Annotated in this window: 20 protein-coding genes; 4 read left to right on the top strand and 16 right to left on the bottom strand. The window is 69.1% G+C overall.

The genetic code is table 11. The features are described 5' to 3' along the window. Positions 1-52: 52 nt before the first annotated feature. Both KBC94_RS04925 and KBC94_RS04920 read left to right on the top strand, forming a co-directional pair. Positions 53-2,146 (top strand): TonB-dependent siderophore receptor, encoded by a 2,094-nt coding sequence (locus KBC94_RS04925; RefSeq protein ID WP_294366926.1) that lies wholly within the window; start codon positions 53-55, stop codon positions 2,144-2,146. Between the two features lie 18 nt (positions 2,147-2,164). Next, positions 2,165-4,630 carry a sulfite reductase flavoprotein subunit alpha gene (locus KBC94_RS04920; protein WP_294366923.1) on the top strand — a complete coding sequence of 822 codons (2,466 nt, stop codon included), beginning with the start codon at positions 2,165-2,167 and terminating at the stop codon, positions 4,628-4,630. 60 nt (positions 4,631-4,690) lie between these two features. Here KBC94_RS04920 and KBC94_RS04915 read toward each other — a convergent pair whose 3' ends face one another. After that, positions 4,691-5,248 carry a YggT family protein gene (locus KBC94_RS04915; RefSeq protein ID WP_294366920.1) on the bottom strand — a complete coding sequence of 186 codons (558 nt, stop codon included), beginning with the start codon at positions 5,246-5,248 and terminating at the stop codon, positions 4,691-4,693. Positions 5,249-5,320: 72 nt separating this feature from the next. On the opposite strand from KBC94_RS04915, the gene KBC94_RS04910 reads away from it, so the two are divergent. Then, positions 5,321-5,947, top strand: a complete 627-nt coding sequence (locus KBC94_RS04910; protein ID WP_294366918.1) for an LON peptidase substrate-binding domain-containing protein — start codon at positions 5,321-5,323, stop codon at positions 5,945-5,947. A 231-nt stretch (positions 5,948-6,178) separates the two neighbouring features. Further along, positions 6,179-7,717, top strand: a complete 1,539-nt coding sequence (lysS, locus tag KBC94_RS04905) for a lysine--tRNA ligase (RefSeq protein WP_294366915.1) — start codon at positions 6,179-6,181, stop codon at positions 7,715-7,717. Between the two features lie 38 nt (positions 7,718-7,755). Here the strand turns inward: lysS and KBC94_RS04900 are convergent, their stop codons facing one another. From KBC94_RS04900 to KBC94_RS04830, 15 genes are all read right to left on the bottom strand, one after another. After that, entirely contained in the window at positions 7,756-7,989 is a 234-nt protein-coding gene (locus KBC94_RS04900) for a DUF167 domain-containing protein (protein WP_294366912.1), read from the bottom strand. Between the two features lie 11 nt (positions 7,990-8,000). After that, the gene (gene nagZ, locus KBC94_RS04895) at positions 8,001-9,104 is read right to left on the bottom strand and encodes a beta-N-acetylhexosaminidase (RefSeq protein WP_294366908.1); all 1,104 of its coding nucleotides are present in this window, start codon (positions 9,102-9,104) and stop codon (positions 8,001-8,003) included. 105 nt (positions 9,105-9,209) lie between these two features. Beyond that, the gene (acpS, locus tag KBC94_RS04890) at positions 9,210-9,605 is read right to left on the bottom strand and encodes a holo-ACP synthase (RefSeq protein ID WP_017758930.1); all 396 of its coding nucleotides are present in this window, start codon (positions 9,603-9,605) and stop codon (positions 9,210-9,212) included. After that, positions 9,602-10,366, bottom strand: a complete 765-nt coding sequence (locus KBC94_RS04885; protein ID WP_294366902.1) for a pyridoxine 5'-phosphate synthase — start codon at positions 10,364-10,366, stop codon at positions 9,602-9,604. Before KBC94_RS04885 ends, acpS begins: the two co-directional genes overlap by 4 nt. Positions 10,367-10,424: 58 nt before the next feature. Continuing rightward, a complete protein-coding gene (gene recO / locus KBC94_RS04880) occupies positions 10,425-11,207 on the bottom strand; it encodes a DNA repair protein RecO (protein ID WP_294366900.1) in 783 nt (260 codons plus the stop codon). A gap of 221 nt (positions 11,208-11,428) precedes the next feature. Next, positions 11,429-12,415 (bottom strand): GTPase Era, encoded by a 987-nt coding sequence (era, locus tag KBC94_RS04875; protein ID WP_294367615.1) that lies wholly within the window; start codon positions 12,413-12,415, stop codon positions 11,429-11,431. Between the two features lie 80 nt (positions 12,416-12,495). Then, complete coding sequence (rnc, locus tag KBC94_RS04870) at positions 12,496-13,179, bottom strand: ribonuclease III (protein ID WP_294367614.1); 684 nt, start codon at positions 13,177-13,179, stop codon at positions 12,496-12,498. A 61-nt stretch (positions 13,180-13,240) separates the two neighbouring features. After that, entirely contained in the window at positions 13,241-13,597 is a 357-nt protein-coding gene (locus KBC94_RS04865; RefSeq protein WP_294366899.1) for a DUF4845 domain-containing protein, read from the bottom strand. Between the two features lie 63 nt (positions 13,598-13,660). Beyond that, positions 13,661-14,635 (bottom strand): signal peptidase I, encoded by a 975-nt coding sequence (gene lepB / locus KBC94_RS04860; RefSeq protein ID WP_294366897.1) that lies wholly within the window; start codon positions 14,633-14,635, stop codon positions 13,661-13,663. A 52-nt stretch (positions 14,636-14,687) separates the two neighbouring features. Next, entirely contained in the window at positions 14,688-16,499 is a 1,812-nt protein-coding gene (lepA, locus tag KBC94_RS04855; RefSeq protein WP_294366895.1) for a translation elongation factor 4, read from the bottom strand. 558 nt (positions 16,500-17,057) lie between these two features. Further along, on the bottom strand, positions 17,058-18,527 hold the full coding sequence (locus tag KBC94_RS04850; RefSeq protein ID WP_294366893.1) for a DegQ family serine endoprotease: 1,470 nt from the start codon (positions 18,525-18,527) through the stop codon (positions 17,058-17,060). A 129-nt stretch (positions 18,528-18,656) separates the two neighbouring features. Continuing rightward, on the bottom strand, positions 18,657-19,607 hold the full coding sequence (locus KBC94_RS04845; RefSeq protein WP_017758939.1) for a MucB/RseB C-terminal domain-containing protein: 951 nt from the start codon (positions 19,605-19,607) through the stop codon (positions 18,657-18,659). 158 nt (positions 19,608-19,765) lie between these two features. Next, positions 19,766-20,392, bottom strand: a complete 627-nt coding sequence (locus KBC94_RS04840) for a sigma-E factor negative regulatory protein (protein WP_294366889.1) — start codon at positions 20,390-20,392, stop codon at positions 19,766-19,768. 13 nt (positions 20,393-20,405) lie between these two features. After that, complete coding sequence (gene rpoE, locus KBC94_RS04835) at positions 20,406-21,044, bottom strand: RNA polymerase sigma factor RpoE (RefSeq protein ID WP_294366888.1); 639 nt, start codon at positions 21,042-21,044, stop codon at positions 20,406-20,408. Further along, positions 21,041-21,502 (bottom strand): hypothetical protein, encoded by a 462-nt coding sequence (locus KBC94_RS04830; protein ID WP_294366886.1) that lies wholly within the window; start codon positions 21,500-21,502, stop codon positions 21,041-21,043. The genes rpoE and KBC94_RS04830 overlap by 4 nt, the downstream gene beginning before the upstream one ends. Positions 21,503-21,526 lie beyond the last annotated feature (24 nt).

Below are 21,526 nucleotides of genomic sequence, written 5' to 3'. Positions count from 1 at the left end.
AACAGCGCGCATCGGCGCGCTTTTTTGTGGCCGCACGCCGGCCCGCCTGCTCATGAGAAGACTGCTCCCTGTCGCCGCCGCCCTGGCGCTGCCGCTGCCCTGCGCCGTCCTGGCCCAGACCACCCTGGACACCGTGGACGTGCGCGCCGACCGCAGCAACGGCTTCGTCGCCAACACGGTGGAGGCGGGCACCTTCCGCGGCGGACAGCTGATGGACGTTCCGGCCACCGTGAATGCCGTCACCAGCGCCGTCATCGAACTGCAGGCGGCCGACAGCGTCTACGACGTGCTGCGCAACACCGCCGGCGTCACGCGCCAGCAGAACGGCGGCGACACCTTCGACCAGTTGGTCATCCGCGGCATCGGCGTCGAGAACCGCACCAACTACCGGCTCAACGGCTCGCTGGCCATCCCCAACATCTCCGAGATCCCGATGGAGAACAAGGAGCGGGTGGAGGTGCTCAAGGGCGCCTCGGCGCTCTACTACGGCTTCACCTCGCCGGCCGGCATCGTCAACTTCGTGACCAAGCGGGCCGGCGCCACGCCGGTGACCAGCGTGGGCGTGAAGGTGGACGACCATGGCGGCGCGCAGGGCCTGGTGGACATCGGCCGGCGCTTCGGCGCGGACGATCAGTTCGGCGTGCGCATCAATGCCGCGGGCGGCAGCCTGGGCTCGGCCATCGGCGGCGTGGACGGCAACCGCCAGATGCAGTCGCTGGCCTTCGACTGGCGCGTGAACTCGCAGCTGACCCTCAAGGCCGACATCGAGCACTACCAGAAGCGCATCGTGGAGCAGGCCGGCATCGCCCGGCCGGCGGCAGTCAATGGCGTGATCACGCTGCCGGCCCTGCCCGACCCCACCCGGCTGCTCGGCCCCACCTGGGCGCCTTTCTCCGCCGAGGTGACCAACACCCAGCTGCGCGCCGACTACTCGATCAACGGCGACTGGGCGCTGATGGTCGAGGCCGGTCGATCCGACGCCGAGCGCGACCGCGGGCTGGCGACCTTCAGCAACTACAACGTGACGACGGGCCGGGGCCGCATCACCGGCACCGTGCAGCACCTGGAGCAGACCTCGCAGCTGCTGCGCACCGAGCTGTTCGGCACCTTCCAGACGGGCAGTCTCCAGCACGAGCTGACCCTGGGCGTGGCACGGGCCGACAAGAGCCAGGCACCGCTCTACAACCGCAGCTACGGCAGCGCCAGCACGGTGCAGTACCTGTACGCCCCGCTTCCCATCGCGCCCCTGGCGCTCAGCAGCCGCACGCTGGTGCCCACCAACGGCTTCCAGGACAGCAGCGACCTGGGCCTGTACGCGCTGGACCGCATCGTGATCTCGCCCGAGTGGCAACTGGTGGCCGGCGTGCGCCACACGCGTTACCAGAGCGTGCAGGGCGCCAGCACCACGCTGCCGGTGATCGCCTACGACGTCGACAAGACCTCGCCGCTGCTCGCGCTGACCCACAAGTTCACGCCGGACCTGGCCGTCTACGGCTCCTATGCGCAGGGTGTGGAGGAAGGCGAGGCGGCGCCCGCCGGCACCACCAACCAGAACCAGCGGCTGGCCCCGGGCGTGAGCAAGCAGAAGGAACTCGGCCTGCGCTGGCAGGCGCCCACCGGCACGATGTTCTCGGCCGCGGTGTTCGACATCGACCGGCCCGGCACCTACACCAACAGCGCCAACACCTTCGTGGGCGACGGCCGGCAGGTCTTCCGCGGGCTGGAGCTGTCGGCCCAGGGCCAGATCACGAAGCAGCTGGCCTGGCAGGCCTCGGGCCAGCTGCTGAACGCCGCCTTCCGCGACATCAACGCCCAGTACAACGGCAAGATGCCCGAGAACACGGCGCGCAAGACGGCCAGCCTGTTCCTGTCGTATGACATCGCAGGCGTGCCAGGGCTTTCGATCAACGGCGGCGCCTACTACACGGGCCGACGGCCCATCGACGACCTGAACCAGGGCTTCATCGGCGGCTACACGCTGTTCGACGTGGGGGCGCGCTACGTGACGCAGCTGTTCGGCAGGCGCACCCAGTTCCAGCTGAACGTGGAGAACGCCGGCGACAAGCGCTACTGGTCGGCCGCCGGGACGCGTCTGGCTGTCGGCACGCCGCGCACCGTGAAGGCCTTGATGAAGGTCGACCTGTGAGCGCAGCGAGAGGCTGACATGCGCTGGACCTGGCGCCAAGTCCTGTTCCAGTTGCACTGGCTGGCCGGCATCACGGCCGGCACGGCGCTGGCGGTCATCGGCAGCAGCGGCGCGCTGCTGGCCTACCGCGCGGAGATCGTCCAGGCGTTGAATCCGGCACTGTTCCAGCGCCAGCCGCCCATGCCCGGCGCTGCGCCGCTCAACCCCGCCGCGCTGGTCGCCGCCGTGCAGGCGCGTGACCCGAAGGTACAGGTGCAGACGCTCACCCTGCGCGAGCAGGCCGGCTGGCCCGTGCGCATCGGCCTCGCACCGGCGCCCGGCCAGCGCCGCGGCGCACAGCACTGGCTGGACCCGTGGACCGCCGAGCCGCTGCCCGAGCCGCAGGGCGACGAATTCTTCGAGACCGTCGAATCGCTGCACCGCTGGCTGCTGCTGCCGCGCGACATCGGCAAGCCGGTGACGGGCGTGCTCGCGGCCTCGCTGTTGTTGCTGGCCCTCTCCGGCCTGGTGCTGCGCTGGCCGCGCCGGACGCTGGACTGGCGCGCCTGGCTGCGCGTGGACTTGCGCCTGCGCGGCCGCGCGCTGCTGTGGAACCTGCATGCGGTGGCGGGCACGCTGGCGCTGCTGTGCTACCTGGTGTCGGGGCTGACCGGCGTCTACTGGGGCTTCGACGCCGTGCGTGCGGCGGTGGACGGCGCGGTGGGCGAAGGACAGGCGGTGCGCATGCAGCGCAGCGGCGGCAACCCGGCCGGCCGCACCATGGGCGCCGCTGGCGGCGCGTCGTCCGCGGCGGGCCCCGGGTCTGCGCCACCCCGCGTCGCGCCCGATCTGGACCGGCTCTGGCAGGGATTCCTGCGCGCATCGGACGGCAATTGGCAGCTGGTGACGCTGCGCTTGCCGGCACGCGCCAATCCGCGGGTCGAAGTCACCTACCTGCGCCGCGACGCCGAGCACGAGCGCGCCCGCAACCGGCTTTACCTGGACGCCGCCACCGGCGAGCCCATCGAGCATCGCCGCTATGCCGAACTGAGCGCGCCAGCGCGGCTGGTCAACAGCATCTATCCGCTGCACATGGGCAGCTTCTGGGGCCCGCTCGGCCGGGTGGTGATGGTGCTGGCCAGCGCCGGGCTCCTGCTCTTCGCCGTGACGGGCTGGCTGCTGTACCTGCGTCGGCGGCGCGAGGCAGCGGCGGCTCGGCAGGCGCGGCGGGCCTCGCTGGCCGCCGCAGGGGGCAGCGCCACACCCGAGACCGGCGGGCTGCTGATCGCCTTCGCCACCCAGACGGGCCACGCCGAACGACTCGCCTGGCAGACCGCGGCAGCCCTGGGCGCCGCTGGCGTGCCCGCCAACGTCCGGCCGCTGCAGGCGCTGGCCCCGGCTGATCTGTCCCGCCACCCGCGCGTGCTGGTCGTGGCCAGCAGCTATGGCGACGGCGAGCCGCCCGACGCGGCACGCGCCTTCGCCCGGCGGTTGAGCACGATGAGCGGGCCGCTGACGCCGGCGCCCGCCTTCGGCCTGATGGCCCTGGGCAACCGCCAGTACGGCGCCTTCTGCGGCTTCGGTCGTGCACTCGACGGGCAACTACGGCGTCTGGGCGCGCGACCGCTGTTCCCGCTGGTGGAAATGGACGAGACGGACGCCTCCGCCCTCGTGCGCTGGCGCGCCGAAGTGGGCGCAGCCTTCGGCGTCGTGCTGGACGAGGACGCAACGCTGGGCCCGGCCCAGGCCGTGCCTGACTGGCTGCATGCCGAGCTGGGCCTGCGCACGCACCTGAATCCTGGAAGCGCCGGCTCGCCGCTGTTCGAGCTACAGATCGCCCTGCCCCCCGAGACCGCCTGGCAGCCAGGCGCGCTGGTGGAGATCGAAGCGCCCACGTCCGGCGAGCCGCCACGGCGCTATTCCGTCGCCTCGATCCCGGACGACGGCACCCTCAGCCTGCTGGTGCGCCAGCGCGTGCTGGACGACGGGCGCCTCGGCCTCATGTCCAACTGGCTCACGGTGCAGACCCTGCCTGGCGCACCGCTGCGCCTGCGGCTGGTCGACAACCCGGGCTTCCGGCTGATCGACGACGACCGCCCCTGCATCTTCATCGGCAACGGCTCGGGCTTCGCGGGCCTGCGCGGACATCTGCGCGAGCGGGCGCAGCGCGGCCACGGGCGCAACTGGCTGGTCTTCGGCGAGCGGCACCCAGACCACGACGCCTTCTTCGCCGACGACGTGCAGGCCTGGCAGGCTCGCGGCCTCCTACCGCGGGTGGACCTGGCTTGGTCGCGCGTAGCGCCCACCGGCCGCCATGTGCAGGACGCGCTGAAGGATGCAGGCGACGCGTTGCGCCGCTGGATGGACGACGGCGCCGTGCTCTATGTCTGCGGCAGCCTGGCAGGCATGGCGCAGGGCGTGGATGCCGCGTTGCGCGAGCTGCTCGGTGCCGCGGCAGTGGAGGCGCTGCTCATGGAAGGCCGGCTGCGCCGCGACGTCTACTGAGCGGCTTCAGGCGCAGTTGCCCGGCGCCCGCCCTGTGGGGCTCGGCGCCGGCTCCGTGCCTCAGCGCCCGATGCCGTAGATGCCCACCAGCAGGTTGCCCAGCACCATCGCCACGATCTGCAGCAGCACGATGGCCACGAGCGGCGACAGGTCCACGCCGCCGATCAGCGGCACCACGCGGCGGATGGGCCGCACCAGCGGCTCGGCCAGGCGCTGCACCAGGTCGTGCAGCACCGGCGAGGCACCGGGCACCCACGACAGCACCGCATAGACGATCAGCAGCGCCGTCAACCCCGACACCGCCAGCTGCAGCAGCCCGAACAGCGACAGCAGCGGCAGCGCCACCGGCCGCAGCCCGCCGGCCAGCAGCATCAGCAGCAGGTACTTGAGCATGACGATCAGCCAGGCCGCCACCAGGCTGGCGAGGTCCCAGCGGCCCGCCGCGGGCAGGATGCGGCGCAGGGGCAGCACGATCCAGTCGGTCAACGCGAAGACGAAACGCCCCAGTGGATTGCCGAAGGGCACGCGGTGCAGCTGCATGTACAGGCGCAGCAGGCAGGCGCCGCCCAGCAGGCCGGCGATGACGTCCAGCAGGAACGAAGGGATCTGGTAGAGCATCGTCAGGAAATCGAAGGCGCCGCAGGGGGCAAGGAGGGAGTGCGATGATAGCCACGCACTTTTGCGCCCATCATGTCCGAAGCCAACGCCTTCCTGCCGCTTTTCCCCCTCGGAACCGTGCTCTTTCCGGGCGGGCTGCTGCCGCTGCGGATCTTCGAGCTGCGCTACCTGCAGATGATCGGCGAGTGCCACAAGGCCGGCACGCCCTTCGGCGTGGTCGGGCTGATGCGGGGCGCGGAGGTGCGCGCTGCCGGCGCCGCGCCCGAAGTCTTTGCGGACCTGGGCACGCTGGCCACCATTCGTCACCTGGAGTCGCCTCAATCCGGCCTGCTGGTCATCGAATGCGTGGGCACCGAGCGCTTTCGCATCCTGGAGCGCCGGCAGCAAAACAACGGCCTGTGGACGGCGCGCACCGAGGTGTTGCCGCCCGAAGCCCGCGTGCCCGTGCCGGACGACCTGCTCGGCGTGGCCGATGCGCTGCGCCAGTTCGCCGAGACCCTGCGCCAGCGCGGCGGGCCGCTGCCCCTGGCCGAGCCGCCGGACTACGACGACTGCGCCTGGGTGGCCAACCGCTGGTGCGAGCTGCTGCCCTTGCCCTCCGAGATGCGGCAGCGCCTGCTGGCACTGGACAGCCCGCTGCTGCGCCTGGAGCTGGTGAGCGACCTGCTGGCGCAGACCCGCATCTCGGGCCAGCGCTGAGCGAACGGCGCGGGCCGCCCGCCCCCGTTATTACACTGCGAGCACACAGGCTTCGCCCAGGCGGCGTTCCCGCGGCGCGCGTACCGCGTTGCACAGCGCGGCCCCGCTAAAATCGCCGGCCGCGCTGCACCGGGCCCACCGCCCGGCGACCCTGGCGCCCTTCCCCTGACAGCCGCCCTCCCCCGGTCGCCCCCGCGCCCGGCGGCGGCCTCCAACTGCACGACGCCCTCCATGTCCGACCCCACCACGCCGGCCGCTGCCGCCCCTTCCGTTGACGACAACCAGCTGATCGCCGAACGACGCGAGAAACTGAAGGCGCTGCGGGCCGGCCAGGCCGAGGGCCGCGGCGTCGCCTTCCCCAACGACTTCAAACCCGCCGACCGCGCCGACGCCCTTCTCGCCGCCCACGGCGAGACGGCCGCCGAGACGCTCGAAGCCACGCCCGTGGCCGCCAGCGTGGGCGGCCGCATGATGCTCAAGCGCGTGATGGGCAAGGCCAGCTTCGCCACGCTGCAGGACGCCACCGGCCGCATCCAGCTCTACGTCACCCGCGACGCCCTGGGCGAAGAGGCCTACGCCGACTTCAAGAAGTGGGACCTGGGCGACATCGTCGGTGCCGAAGGCACGCTGATGAAGACCAAGACCGGCGAGCTGTCGATCAAGGTCAGCCGCCTGCGCCTGCTGACCAAGAGCCTGCGACCGCTGCCGGACAAGTTCCACGGCATGAGCGACCAGGAGCAGAAGTACCGGCAGCGCTACGTGGACCTGATCACCGACGAGGCCGCCCGCACCCGCTTCGCCGCCCGCAGCAAGGCCGTGAGCGGCATCCGCGAATTCATGGTGAGCCATGGCTTCCTGGAAGTGGAGACGCCCATGCTCCATCCCATTCCCGGCGGCGCCAATGCCAAGCCCTTCGTCACGCACCACAACGCGCTGGACCAGGAGATGTACCTGCGCATCGCGCCCGAGCTCTACCTCAAGCGCCTGATCGTGGGTGGCTTCGAGCGCGTGTTCGAGATCAACCGCAACTTCCGCAACGAAGGCATCTCGGTCCGCCACAACCCCGAGTTCACGATGATGGAGTTCTACGCGGCCTACTGGAACTATCGCGACCTGATGGACTTCACCGAAGCGCTGATCCGCGACGCCGCCACCAAGGCCGTGGGCACGCTGCAGCTGACCTACCAGGGCAAGCCGGTGGACCTGGCCGCGCCCTTCGAGCGGCTGACGATCCGCGAAGCCATCGTCAAGCACACCGAGGCCGGCGACAACGTGGACAGCCGCGACTGGCTGATCGCGGCGCTGCGCAAGCTGGGCATGAGCGAAGAAAAGGACCGCCTGGCCGGCCGCACCCTCGCCAGCCTGCAGGTGCTGTACTTCGAGGAAGTGGTCGAAGAGAAGCTCTGGCAGCCCACCTTCATCATGGAGCACCCGACCGAAATCTCGCCGCTGGCCCGTGCCAACGACGAGCGGCCCGAAGTGACCGAGCGCTTCGAGCTCTACATCACCGGCCGCGAGTTCGGCAACGGCTTCTCGGAGCTGAACGACGCCGAGGACCAGGCCGCCCGCTTCAATGCGCAGGTGGCCGCCAAGGACAGCGGCGACGACGAGGCCATGTACTTCGACCACGACTTCGTGCGCGCGCTCGAGTACGGCATGCCCCCCACTGGCGGCTGCGGCATCGGCATCGACCGCTTCATGATGCTGCTGACCGACTCGCCCAGCATCCGCGACGTGATCCTGTTCCCGGCACTGCGGCGCGAGGGCTGAACGGGGCTGTCGGGGCCGGCGCGGCGGCCTGGCCGCTCTCAGCCCTGATGCACCTTCACCAGCTTCATCCGCCCGCCCGCGCCGGCATGGATGTCGACGGCCGCCTTGGCCACGCCCAGTTGCTTCGCCACCAGGGCGATCAGCTCGGCATTGGCCTTGCCGTCCACCGGCGGCGACTTCAGCTGGGCCAGCCAGGTGCCGTCTTCCTGTTGCACCAGCGTGCTTGCCCGGGCGTTGGGCTTGACCTTCACCTGCAGCATGGTGGTCGCCATGGGCCGCGTTCTCAGACGGTGGCGGGCAGCAGCGCGCGGGCGTGGCGGTAGGCCGGATCGGCCATCAGCGCGTCCCAGCCCAGTGCCTCCCCGCGCGGCAGCAGGGCCCGGCGGCGGGCTTCGCGTTCGGGCGACGGCGCGAGTTCGCCACTCGCCCGCGCCTGCGTCATCGCATCCAGGAATTCGTCCAGCACCGCGCCGCCGTTCAGGCTCTGGTTGCACAGCAGCGCCAGGTCGCAGCCGGCCTGCAGAGCCTGCAGCGCCGCCTGGGCCGGCTGCAGCAGCCGGCCTTCGAGGTGGCGGGCACCTTCCATGCTGAGGTCGTCGCTGATGACCGCGCCCGTGAAGCCCAGGCGCTGGCGCAGCACCTCCTGCAGCCAGCGCGACGAGAAGCCTGCCGGCCGCGCATCGACGGCGGGATAGACGACATGCGCCGGCATCACCGCCGCCAGGCTCGCGCTGAGCCAGCGATAGGGTGCGGCGTCGTCGGCCAGGATCTCCTCCAGGCCACGCGGGTCGACCGGCACGGCCACGTGCGAATCGGCCGCCGCGAAGCCGTGACCGGGGAAATGCTTGCCGCAATGCGCCATGCCGGCATCGCGCAGGCCGTGCATCACCGCCCGGGCGAGCGCCGCCACGATGGCCGGATCGCGGTGGAAGCTGCGGTTGCCGATGACGGCGCTGCGCGAGGCCGGTGTCTCGCCCGCGGCGGCGTCGGCATGGTCCAGGTCCAGCACCGGCGCGAAGGAGAAGCCGATGCCGCAGGCACGCAGCTCCGCCGCCAGCACCTGGCCGAGAGCGACCGCCGCGTTCTGTGCACGCTGCGGTCCGTCGTCCCCCGACTGCCACAGCATGCCCAGCGGCCGCATGGACGGCAGCGCCGTGAAGCCATCCGTGCGGAAGCGCTGGACGCGGCCGCCCTCATGGTCCACCGCGATCAGCAGGTCGGGGCGCAGCGCCTGGATCTCGGCCGAGAGCGCCGTGATCTGCGCCCGGCTCTCGAAGTTGCGGCTGAAGTAGATGCAGCCGCCGACAAGCGGATGCTGCAGCCGGCGCCGGTCGTCGGCCGTGAGGGCGGTGCCGGCGACGTCGATGATGAGCGGGGAATCGGTCATGGGGTCAAGGTACGGCGCGAGGCCCGGAGAACAGACGGCGGGGCGACCGGCAAGCGCTGTGAGACTGCCGGGCGGGCGCCGATCAAAGGAACGAGCGGCACCTCCTCAGTCGCGCTTCTCGACCACCACGAAGCTGGCCGCATAGTCGGCCTCGTCGGTGACGGTCACATGGGCCGACAGACCCTGCGCCTCGAACCAGCTCTTGAGCGGATCGTGCAGCGCGATGTAGGGCTTGCCGCTGCGGTCGTTGAGGATCTCGCACAGGCGCCAGCTCATGGGCATGCGCATGCCCAGCCCGATGGCCTTGCTGAAGGCCTCCTTGGCCGAGAAGCGGGTGGCGAGGTAGCGCATGCCGCGCGCCGGCCAGCGGCTGCTGCGCTGGCGCCAGATCGCGAGCTCGGCATCGCCCAGCACGCGCTCGGCGAAGCGGTCGCCCTGCCGGCCGACGGTGGCTTCGATGCGACGGATGTCGCACAGGTCGGTGCCGATGCCGTGGATCACGAGGCAGCCGCGTCGATGCAGCCCAGGTAGGCGCGCGTGGTGGCGTCGTAACCGGCTTCGAGCGCGTCGGCGACGAAGGCATGTCCGATGGACACCTCCTTGACCTGCGGCACGGCGCGCAGGAAGTCCGTGAGGTTGTCCTGGCTCAGGTCATGGCCGGCGTTCACTTCGAGGCCGACCGCCTGCGCGGCCCGGGCAGCGGCGGCGTAGCGGGCCAGCACGGCATCGGCGTCGGACCGGCCGCGGGAGGCCGCATAGCCTTCGGTGTAGAGCTCGACACGGTCGGCTCCCACGGCGCGGGCCGCGGCCATCATCTCGGGCACAGGATCCATGAACAGGCTCACGCGCACGCCGAGGGCCTTCGCCTCGGCGATCAGCGGGCGCAGGCGCTCGGCGTCCTGCGGGAAGGTCCAGCCATGGTCGCTGGTGAACTGGTCTTCGCTGTCCGGCACGAACGTGGCCTGATGCGGGCGCAGTTCGCGAACGAAGTCCATCAGGTTGTGGAAGGGGTTGCCTTCGATGTTGAACTCGACGCCCGGCCAGTCCTGCTTCAGCAGCGCGTGCAGTTCGTGCACGTCGCCCGCGCGGATGTGGCGGGCGTCCGGCCGCGGATGCACGGTGATGCCGTGCGCCCCGGCCTGCAGGCACAGCGTGGCCGCACGGGCGACGCTCGGAATGCCCAGGTGGCGGGTGTTGCGCAGCAGCGCGACCTTGTTGACGTTGACGGACAGTGCCGTGCGGGAGGAAGTGGCGGTGTTCACGGATGGACCTTCGGCTTGGCCTGGATGGCGAACGTTGCGACCGGTGGTCGGACGCGCCTCACAGATCCTGCAGGTCGCGCATCATCTGCCGGGTGCGCAGCTGGGCGACGCCGCAATGGTAGTGGAGCAGCTGGCGCAGCTGGCTGCGCAGCGCGCCACTGGCGCCGGGCGACAGCTCGGCCACGGTGCGCAGCGTGCGGGTGAAGGGGGCATGGTCGGCGAGTGCGCGCTGCAGCGACTGCCAGCCTTCGGCACCGATGGACGCGGGCTCGTCCTCGCCGGCCTCGCGCAGCCCGGCCTCGGGCACCAGCAGGTAGCGGCCGCCCGGCGTGAGCGGGCTCAGCGTGAGGGTCTGGACATCCAGGTCGGGCAGGAAGCCGGTCTCGCGCAGCAGCAGCAGCTCGAAGGCCCGCAGGGCCGAGGCCTGCACCGCCTGCTGCGAGGCCGGATCGTGCGGCGTGCCCAGCACCTGCACGACGGCCGCATAGGCGTCGAACAGCGTCGGGTGCGCATCCTCGCGCGCCAGCAGGCGCAGCAGCAGCTCGTTGAGGTAGTAGCCCGACATCAGCGCGTCGCCGGTCGGCATGACGTGGCCGCCCATCCATTCGGCGGACTTGAGGGTGCGCACCTCGGCATCGCCGCCGAAGGCCAGTTGCAGCGGCTGTAACGGCAGCAGCACCGGCCGGAAGTTGGAACTCGGCCGCTTCGCCCCCTTGGCCACCAGCGCGATGCGCCCGTGGTGGCGGGTGAACACCTCCAGGATCAGGCTGGACTCGCTCCAGTCGTAGCGGTGCAGCACGAAGGCGGGTTCATGCGCGACCCGGCGCGCCGCCCCGGCCACTCAGTTCCCCAGCCCCGGTCGAATGGCCGCGGAGCAGGCCATGCGTGAGCGCCCGCGGAACCGGCTTAGCCGGGCCGCCAGCGAGGTCTTGCAGACCGCGCCGCCCCTCCGGCGCGACCCCTCGCCAGTCAGCCGAGATTCACAGGATCTCGGCTGTACGGGCTCGGCCCCCTTGAGGAGGGAGGCGGCTACACGAAGTGAGCAAGCAACGGGGGGGAGCATTACTCGTAGCCGAAGCTCTTGACGCGGGCTTCGTCGTCGGCCCAGCCGGAACGCACCTTCACCCACAGCTCGATGAACACCTTGGCGTCCATCAGCTTCTCCAGTTCCTGGCGCGTCTCCATGCCGATGCGCTTGATGCGCTCGCCCTTGTCGCCGATCACCATGGCCTTGTGGCCGTCGCGCTCGACCACGATGGTGGCGGCGATCTTGACCAGGCGCTTGTGGCCCTTCTTCTGCGGCGGCTCTTCCTCGAACTTGTCGACCACCACCGTGGAGGTGTAGGGCAGTTCGTCGCCGGTCAGGCGGAACAGCTTCTCGCGCACCGTCTCGCCGGCCAGGAACTTCTCGCTGCGGTCGGTCAGCTCCTCGGCGTCATACCACCAGTTCTGCTCGGGCAGGTATTTGGCGCAGATCGCGAACAGGCGCTCGATGTCCTTGGCGTTCTTGGCCGACATGGGCACGAACTCGGCGAAGCGGTCCTGCGCCTCGCCGCCGTGCTCGCGCTGCATCTGCTGCAGCCACGGGGCCAGGTCGGCGCGACGCAGCACGGTGTCGAGCTTGTTGGCGATCAGCAGCACTGGAATGTTGCGGTCGAGCAGGCCCAGCACCTTGGCATCCGCCGACGTGAAGCGGCCAGCCTCGACCACGAAGAGGATCAGGTCGACGTCGGCCACCGCGCCCAGCACCGTCTTGTTGAGCGAGCGGTTGAGCGCATTGGCATGCCGCGTCTGGAAGCCGGGCGTGTCGACGAACACGAACTGCGTGCCACCGGGGCCCTCGGCGTCGGCCACGGTGCGGATGCCGGTGATGCGGTGGCGCGTGGTCTGGGCCTTGCGCGAGGTGATGCTGATCTTCTGGCCCACCAGCGCGTTCATCAGCGTGGACTTGCCCACGTTGGGCTTGCCGACGATGGCCACCAGCCCGCAACGCTGGCCCGGGATGGGCTCGGCCTGAACGCCCGCGGGCAGCGGCGGCATGGGGGGCATGTCGGGCACCGGATCGTGGTCGGGCGCGGAAGGGACGTCGGGAAGGTCGTTGTGCTCGTTCATGACAGCAAGAGGGAGATTCAGCGGCCGCGGGTCTTCAGGCGCTGCAGCATGGTGGCGGCCGCCGCCTGCTCGCCAGCCCGTCGCGAGCCGCCGCTGCCCCGCTCGACCAGGCTCAGTTCCGGCACCTCGCACTCGACCTCGAAGGTCTGCTTGTGCGCGGCACCCAGGGTACCGACGACGCGGTAGGTCGGCAGTTTCATTTTGTGGCCCTGCAGCCATTCCTGCAGCTCGGTCTTCGGGTCCTTGGACGCGGCGCTCATCTGCGGATCGATCTCGATCCCGGCATAGAGTCGCTGGACCAGCGCCTGCGCCGGGCCGAAGCCGGCGTCCAGGTAGACGGCGCCGATCAGCGCCTCGACCGCATCGGCCAGGATCGAGGGGCGGGCCGCGCCGCCCGAACGGGCCTCGCCCTCGCCGAGCCGCAGCAGGCCGGCCAGCTCCAAGCGCTGCGCGATACCGTGGAGCGTGTCCTGCTTCACGAGGTTGGCGCGCACGCGCGACAGGTCGCCCTCCGCCTGACGGGCCAACCGGGTGTAGAGCAGATGCGAAATGGCCAGGCCCAGGACCGAATCACCCAGGAATTCCAGGCGCTCGTTGTGCTCGGCCGAATAGCTGCGGTGCGTGAGGGCCCGCTGCAGCAGGCGCTCGTCGGAGAAGGCATGCCCCAGGCGCACCTGGAGCGCCGCCAGGCTGCTGCTCAGATTCACGTGAAGACTTCCCTGTTGTGGTGGTGCCGCAGCCTGCTGGAAGCCGAGGCGGCTCTCAGTCGGTGCGGCCGGAGTATTTCATCAGCAGCCAGGCCGGTCCGACCAGATGGATCTGCTTCTCGTAGGCAAAGGAGACCACCACCTTGTCGCCCACCTTCTGCACATCGAGGTCCTTGCCCGAGATGGCGGTGAAGTCGTCGATGGCCTGGCCCCGGTCGAACAGCGAGCGGACCTCGGGCACGGTGGTGCCGGCCTTGGCCCGCTCCGCCGCCTTCATGATGGCCTGGTACTCGATCAAGGTGGGCACCAGTTGTGCGGCGACCACGCCGACACAGCCCAGCACGACCACGACGAACAACAGCCCGATGAACGAAATGCCCCGCTGACGGGTTCTGCCTTCGCCTGCCCTCATGAACTTCACTCCTTCGCCGGGATGACCCGCCCTCGTTGCCCGCCGCCACGCTGCGGCGCCTGATCAGTGGAATGGCCCGATCCGCTTGAGGTTGCCGAAGTTCATCCAGACGAAGAAGGCACGGCCCACGACGTTCTGGTCCGGCACGAAACCCCAGTAACGCGAATCGAGGGAGTTGTCGCGGTTGTCGCCCATCATGAAGTACTGACCGGTCGGCACCTTGCAAACAAACCCTTCAACACTGTAACGACAATTTTCACGATTGGGGAAGGCCATGATCTCGGCGTCCGACAGGCCTGCGCGGCGGCTGTCGTCGTTGAGGATCCGGTGCTCGACGGCGCCCAGCTTCTCGGAGTACTGCTTCGAATAGCGCATCGTGTCTTCGTCGAAGTAGTCGGGCAGCGGGTCCTTGCTCACGGGCTGACCGTTGATGGTCAGCCGCTTGTTCTGGTAGGACACCTCGTCGCCCGGCACGCCGACGACGCGCTTGATGTAGTCCATCGACGGCTGTGGCGGATAGCGGAACACGACCACGTCGCCGCGGGCCAGCGGCGTGCCCTCGGTGATCTTGGTGCCCAGCACCGGCAGGCGCAGACCGTAGGTGAACTTGTTGACCAGGATGAGGTCGCCGGTCAGCAGCGTCGGCATCATCGAGCCGGAGGGGATCTTGAAGGGCTCGGCCACGAAGGAGCGCAGGAGGAAGACGACCAGGATCACGGGGAAGAGGCCCGCCGTCCAGTCGAGCCACCAGGGTTGTGCCAGCAACCGCTCGCGCGTCTTGCCGCCGTCGTCGGTGTCGAGCCGGTCGATGCCCTGGCGCTTGAGTTCTTCGCGGCGCTGCGCCTGCGTGGCCTCGAAGGCCTGGGCCGCCTGGCGGCGCCGCGGCAGGAAGACCAGCCGCTCGGCCAGCCAGTAAAGGCCCGTGACCACGGTCGCCAGAAAGAGCAGCAGGGCAAAGTTGCCCTCCACCGCGCCGACATACCAGGCGCCGATGTAGCCGGCGAACGCGGCGAGGATCAGGGAGGTGAGGATGGGCATCGCTTGGAATTGTTCTGGGGGAAGCTGAGTGGCGGCGGACCGGCAGATCCGCTCAGTCCTCGACCTGCAGGATGGCGAGGAAGGCTTCCTGCGGCACCTCGACCGAGCCGATCTGCTTCATGCGCTTCTTGCCGGCCTTCTGCTTCTCGAGCAGCTTGCGCTTGCGGGTGATGTCACCCCCGTAACATTTTGCCAGCACGTTCTTGCGCATCGCCTTGACGGTCTCACGGGCGATGATGTTGGCGCCGATGGCGGCCTGGATGGCCACGTCGAACATCTGGCGGCTGATGATCTCGCGCATCTTGGCCACCACGGCGCGACCGCGGTACTGCGACTGGCTGCGGTGGACGATGATGGACAGCGCGTCCACCTTGTCGCCATTGAGCAGGATGTCGACCTTGACCACGTCGGAGGCGCGGTACTCCTTGAACTCGTAGTCCATGGAGGCATAGCCGCGGCTCACCGACTTCAGCTTGTCGAAGAAGTCCAGCACGATCTCGCCCAGCGGCATCTCGTAGGTGAGCATGACCTGCCGACCGTGGTAGGCCATGTTGATCTGCACGCCGCGCTTCTGGTTGGCCAGCGTCATCACCGGGCCCACGTACTCCTGCGGCATGTACAGGTGCACCGTCACGATGGGCTCGCGGATCTCGGCCATGCGGCCGATGTCGGGCATCTTGGAGGGGTTCTCCACCATGATGACCTCGCCGTCGCTCTTGAGTACCTCGTACACGACGCTCGGCGCGGTGGTGATCAGGTCCTGGTCGAACTCGCGCTCCAGGCGCTCCTGCACGATCTCCATGTGCAGCAGGCCCAGGAAGCCGCAGCGGAAGCCGAAGCCCAGCGCCTGCGACACCTCCGGCTCGAAATGCAGCGAGGCGTCGTTGAGCTTGAGCTTCTCCAGCGCGTCGCGCAGCTGGTCGTATTCGCTGGCCTCGGTCGGGTACAGGCCCGCGAAGACCTGCGGCTGGATCTCCTTGAAGCCCGGCAGCGGCTCGGTGGCCGTGAAGGCGGCGCCACCGGAGCCCTGCTTGATCAGCGTGACCGTGTCGCCCACCTTGGCGGCCTGCAGTTCCTTGATGCCGGCGATGATGTAGCCCACCTCGCCCGCCTCCAGGCTGTTGCGCGGCTCGTTGGCCGGGGTGAACACGCCCAGGTTGTCGGCGTTGTAGGTGGCGCCCGTGGCCATCAGCTTGATGCGCTCGCCCTTGGCCAGCCGGCCATCGACCACGCGCACCAGCATGACCACGCCCACGTAGGCGTCGAACCAGCTGTCGATGATCATGGCGCGCAGCGCGCCATCCGGATTGCCGCGCGGCGCAGGGATCTTGGCAACGACAGCCTCCAGGATCTCGTCCACGCCCATGCCGGTCTTTGCCGAGCAGGGGATGGCGTCACCGGCATCGATGCCGATCACATCCTCGATCTCTTCCTTCGCGCGGTCCGGATCGGCCTGGGGCAGATCCATCTTGTTGAGCACCGGCAGCACTTCGACACCGAGGTCCAGCGCCGTGTAGCAGTTGGCCACCGTCTGCGCTTCCACACCTTGCGAAGCATCGACCACGAGCAGCGCGCCTTCGCAGGCGGACAGCGAACGCGAGACCTCATACGAGAAGTCGACGTGGCCCGGCGTGTCGATGAGGTTGAGGTTGTAGACCTGCCCGTCCTTGGCCTTGTAGTGCAGCGCAGCGGTCTGCGCCTTGATGGTTATCCCACGCTCCTTCTCGATGTCCATGGAGTCGAGCACCTGCGCTTCCATCTCGCGCTCGGCCAGGCCGCCGCAACGCTGGATCAGGCGGTCCGCCAGCGTGGACTTGCCGTGATCGATGTGCGCAATGATCGAGAAGTTTCTGATGTGGTTCATCAACGAGAAGACTTAAGTCTTTGAATTTGCTGGTGCAGCAGGGCGAAGCGCACAAGAAAAAAGGGCGCGTCCTCGGCAGACGCGCCCTGAACCAACAAGCAATGGCAACTGCAGTAGTTGGAACTTCATTGTAGGCAAAACGGGGGGCGCGTACAGGCCGGCGGACGCCGGGGAAGCCTCGTTGCAGGTCAGCAACAGGAATTTATCAACACCTTATTCACAGGCTGTGTGGGTTGTTTTCTGGACAACTTGTGGGCGATCTGTGGACCGACGGTGCATCGCGACCTTGAATCCCGCATCGTGAACAAGCGATGGGTGCTTATGAAGCAAAACCGCACTGAGGCGGCCTCATTCTACCGAAATGGTTGTTAGCGCCTGAGATCCCGCCGAGGCGATGCGTCCTATCAACCTCCACCGGTCGTTCGCAAATTTTTATCCGAGAGGCGCCGTCAAGGCCGCCCCACGAAGCCCGAATGGCCTCAAAAACCAAGTCATGGATGGGGCCACTCAGAATCCGCCCGCCGCACTCCTGACGGGCCCCGACACCGTCCGCAGCGCTCAGCGGGTGGGGCGGATCAACGCGTACTGGGCCCAATCCCCACGCCGGAAAAGCACGCTGACGGCCTTGTTCCGGTCCATCTTGGCCAGTGCGGCGTCGAATTCCTTGAGGCTGGCCACTTCCACATTGCCCACCGACAGGATGATGTCGCCCTCGCGCAGGCCGGCGCGGGCCGCCGCGTCGGTGGCGGATTCGACCCGGACACCGCCGCGCAGCTTGAGATCGCGCCGCTGGGCCTCGGTGAGCTCGGCCAACGCCAGCCCCAACGACTTCGCGGCCGCCGAAACGGAAGGCTTGGGCTCTTCCTTGCCGGCGGCCGGCCGGCGCGTCGGCTGGTCGGCCTCCAGCTCGGCCACCGTGATCGAGAGGTCACGCGTCCCGCCCCGGCGGAACACGGTCACCGTGGTCTTGGTCCCTGGCTTGGTGTTGCCGACCATGCGCGGCAGGTCGCTCGGCCGCTCGATGTCGCGGCCGTCGTACTTCAGGATGACGTCGCCGGGCTCGATGCCAGCCTTGTCGCCCGGGGAGCCGCTTTCGACACCGCGAACCAACGCGCCCTGCGCCTTCGGCAGGCCGATGGATTCCGCCACATCCTTGCTGACCTGGTCGATCTGCACGCCGATGCGCCCGCGGGACACGCGGCCCGTCGCACGCAACTGGTCGCTGACACGGATGGCCTCATCGATCGGGATCGAGAAGGAAATGCCCATGAAGCCGCCCGACCGCGAATAGATCTGGCTGTTGATGCCCACGACCTCGCCGCGCATGTTGATCAACGGCCCGCCCGAGTTGCCCGGGTTGATGGCCACGTCGGTCTGGATGAAGGGCAGGTATTCGCCCGTGTCGCGCTGCTTGGCGCTCACGATGCCCGCCGTCACGGTGTTCTCCAGACCGAAGGGAGAGCCGATGGCCATCACCCATTCGCCCACGCGCAGGCGGGAGATGTCGCCCACCTTCACCGCCGGCAGGCCGGTGGCGTCGATCTTGACCACGGCCACATCGGTTCGCTTGTCGGCGCCGACGATGCGGGCCTTGAACTCACGCTTGTCGGTGAGCGTGACGATCACCTCCGATGCGTCCTCGACGACGTGGGCGTTGGTCATCACATAGCCGTCCGCGGTGAGGATGAAGCCTGAGCCGACGCCACGGGGCCGCTCTTCCTCTTGCGGTTGCTGCTGGGGCCGGTTCTGCCGCGGGACGTTAGGCAGCGGCTGGCCGAAGAAACGGCGGAAGAATTCCTGCATCTCCTCGTCCATCTCCCCCGAACCGCGGCGCGTGACCCGCTCCACCGTGCGGATGTTGACCACCGACGGGCCGACCTGATCGACCAGGTCGGTGAAGTCGGGCAGTGTGCGGGTCGCCTGAGCCGCCTGGGCCACGGCCGGCTGCATCGGCACCAGCAGCGTCAATCCGGACAGGGCGGCGAAGGCCAGCGCCGGAACGCGGCGGACCAGGGCGGAAGAAGACATGAAACGGTCTCTGTTCGTCATCCTCGGACTTCTTTCAACAACAGGGAGAGCAAAGGAGCGGGCACCACGATAGCCGCTGGGCCGCCCCTCTCGGGAGATGCCCTTGAGAAGGCCCAGGCGGCGAAAGGTTCAGCGGGTGCGCGCGAGCGCGCGGGCGAAGGCGTCCAGGGTGCGCATCGGCACCTCGCCCACGGCAGTGAGCCACCAGTCGCCCGCAGCGTCGGGGAGCTTGCGCGAGAGGGTGTAGGTGGCGCCCTGGGCCTGGGCCCCCTCCTGGCGCGGCTGGTCGCCGTAGGGCTCCAGGAACAGCGACACCGTGGCCAGCCCGTCGGAGAAGGTCCACTGCAGGATGCGCTTGCGCGGCCCAAAGAAGAAGCGCGGCTCGCCGATGGGACGCAGGTAGCTGCTGACCGGCTTGAAACCGGGGACGGGCTGCGACAGCGTCCAGCCCTCGGCGTCGACATTGACGGACTCGAGCCTGGAGCGCTCGGTCTTCCAGCCCTGGGTGTTGTCCATCATCTCGGCCAGCGCCGGAACGGGCATGGGCTCCTCGAACTGGAGTTCGGAGAAGGCCGACTGCTCCACCACGGCGCCGCGCGCATCGAGGGTCTGCAGCTTCAGCACCAGGCCCGAGCGTCGCTCGCACCACACGCGGTAGCCGAAGCGCATCGCGTCGCGGGCGACGATCTGGACCACGTCGGCCTCGATGCCGGCCACGCGGCCCCGCCCGAGCGGACGGGCGTCGTAGAACTCGGTAATGGAGCCCTCGGTCGCCCCCAGGAGATTGGGGAAGACGTCGAGGTTCTCGCGCTGCTCGGTCTTGACCAGCCGCTGGTCCGGCAGGAAGGTACGCACCAGCTCGTTGCGGCGGAAGGTGGACCGCTGAGGCCCCGACAGCGTCTCCACACGCTCGATGCACACCGGGCCGTCGCAGGCGTGCCAGATGCGCGCACTCGACAACGCGCCGGCGCCGGTCGAGACCACGAAGGTGCCCACGTATTCGGTGGTGCGCGCCGCCTCGTGCATGCGGCGCAGCCAGTCGATCGCACCTGAGCCGGTCGGCGCCTGGACAGGCGGCAAGGTGGTCGTCGAAGGCGAGGCACTGCCCGGAGGCGGCGCCGCCTGCACGCCTGCTGGCGCAGCAGCCAATACCAGCAAGGCAGCGGGAACGGTCGCGACCAGTCGGCGGCGCGAGGCGGGAGAAACGGGCATCGGCAGTGGAATGGCGATCCGGTCGGTCAGCGGGAAGGGGCTTCGAAGGTGGCGTTGCGCAGGAAGCCTGATGGCATCTGGGAGGCGCCGCCGGCCTCCTGGTGGGCTTCGAGCAACTCGTCGAGCCGCGGGTCGCGCAGCATCACCTCGGGGCGGTTGCCCACCTGGACGAGGCTCTGCTGCTGCGCGGGCGCCGGACTGACGGACGCCAGCGTCGGCGCGCCGACATCCTGCCTCGCCATCTGGGCGCCGCCGGAGGTGCCGCCACCCGACACGAAGCTCCAGCCGACCGCCGCCGCCACGGCCACCGAGGCCACACCGGCCACGATGCGCCACCGGAACACTGGTTCGTTGGCCGCCTCCGCGCGACGGCTCCATTCGAACGGGGGTTGCACCACTTCGATGGGCCGCAGCACCGGCGGCTCCTGGGCCATGCGCTGACGCAGCTTGTCGAGGAAGGCATCGCTGTCGGTGCAGGCGGTGTGCCGTCCGGTGCGCAGCGCCTCGCCCACGAGGTGGTACATCTGCCAGGAGTCACGCAGTGCGCCGTCGCCGGCCACCTGTTGCACGGCCTGCGCCATTTCGTCCGCCGGCATCTCGCCGTCCATCAGCGCCGATACCCGTTCGAGGGTCTGGGTCCTAAGCTCGTTCATGGGGTTCACCTGATCACCAACGTTTGCCCGACTGGTTCTCCAGCAGGGGTTTCACTCGCGCAGAAATCGCCTCGCGGGCCCGGAAGATGCGCGAACGGACGGTACCGATCGGGCAATTCATCGCTTCGGCGATTTCCTCGTAGCTCAACCCCTCGATCTCACGCAAGGTCACGGCCTGGCGCAATTCGGCCGGCAGCGCCTCCATGGCGGCATTCACCGCCGCAGCCACTTCATTGGCCGCGAGCACGGATTCAGGGGTTTCGTCGCTGATTGGTTCGTTTCCGCCGCGGTAAGTTTCATCGTCGTCGTCACTGCTGCGCAGCGCCGCTTCGGACACCGTCGGGTCGCGTTTCATGTCCACCAGCGCCTTCTTGGCGGTGTTCACCGCAATCCGGTACAGCCAGGTGTAGAACTGCGCGTCGCCACGGAACTGGTGCAGCGCACGATAGGCCCGGATGAAGGTTTCCTGCGCGATGTCTTCGATCAGGTCCACATCGCGCACCATCCGGCCGATGAGGCGCTCGATCCTTCGCTGGTACTTGATCACCAGGAGTTCGAAGGCCTTGGCGTCGCCGGCCAGGGTGCGCTGGACCAGCAGAAGATCGGCTTCGCCCGGATTGGCAGGCGGTGGCGGCGGCGGAGCGCTCGTCATGCCGACGCCCCCTGGGAACGGCGCCCTTCGGCGGGCACACCATCGAAAGCAGCCCGGCGCAGGGCCCGCCACCGCAGGGGATCGGCGTCCCGGTCCAGCCACATCCAGTGGGTGCGGCCGTCGGTCATCACGCACCGCACCAGCATCAGCGTGCCGAGGTCCATGAGCACGGCCAGCGCGCCGCCCGCCTGCGGGTTCAGGCCGCGAAGGTCGGTCATCGACCATTCGCCACCGGTCCAATGCAACACGCCCCGGCCAGCGGTCCGGCGCGCATCCCACGCCAGTACCACGCCCGCCACTGCAGCCAGGATCATCGCGACAGTCGCCGCATCGAAGGCGGCGAAATGGAAGCCCCAACCCAAGGCGCAGAGGCCTCCGATGCCCGCGACGGCCCCATGCAGGGCTACCGCGCGGCGGGAGGCCCCGACCGGAAAACTCACCGCCGGGGCGTGGTGCATGGGAAATTCAGAGGGGCGAAAAGC

The organism is Pseudacidovorax sp. (assembly GCF_017991995.1).
In the GTDB taxonomy this organism is placed as follows: domain Bacteria; phylum Pseudomonadota; class Gammaproteobacteria; order Burkholderiales; family Burkholderiaceae_C; genus Xenophilus.
The sequence above is the reverse complement of the archived record's forward strand: the minus strand, read 5'-3'. Positions and strand labels throughout refer to the sequence as shown.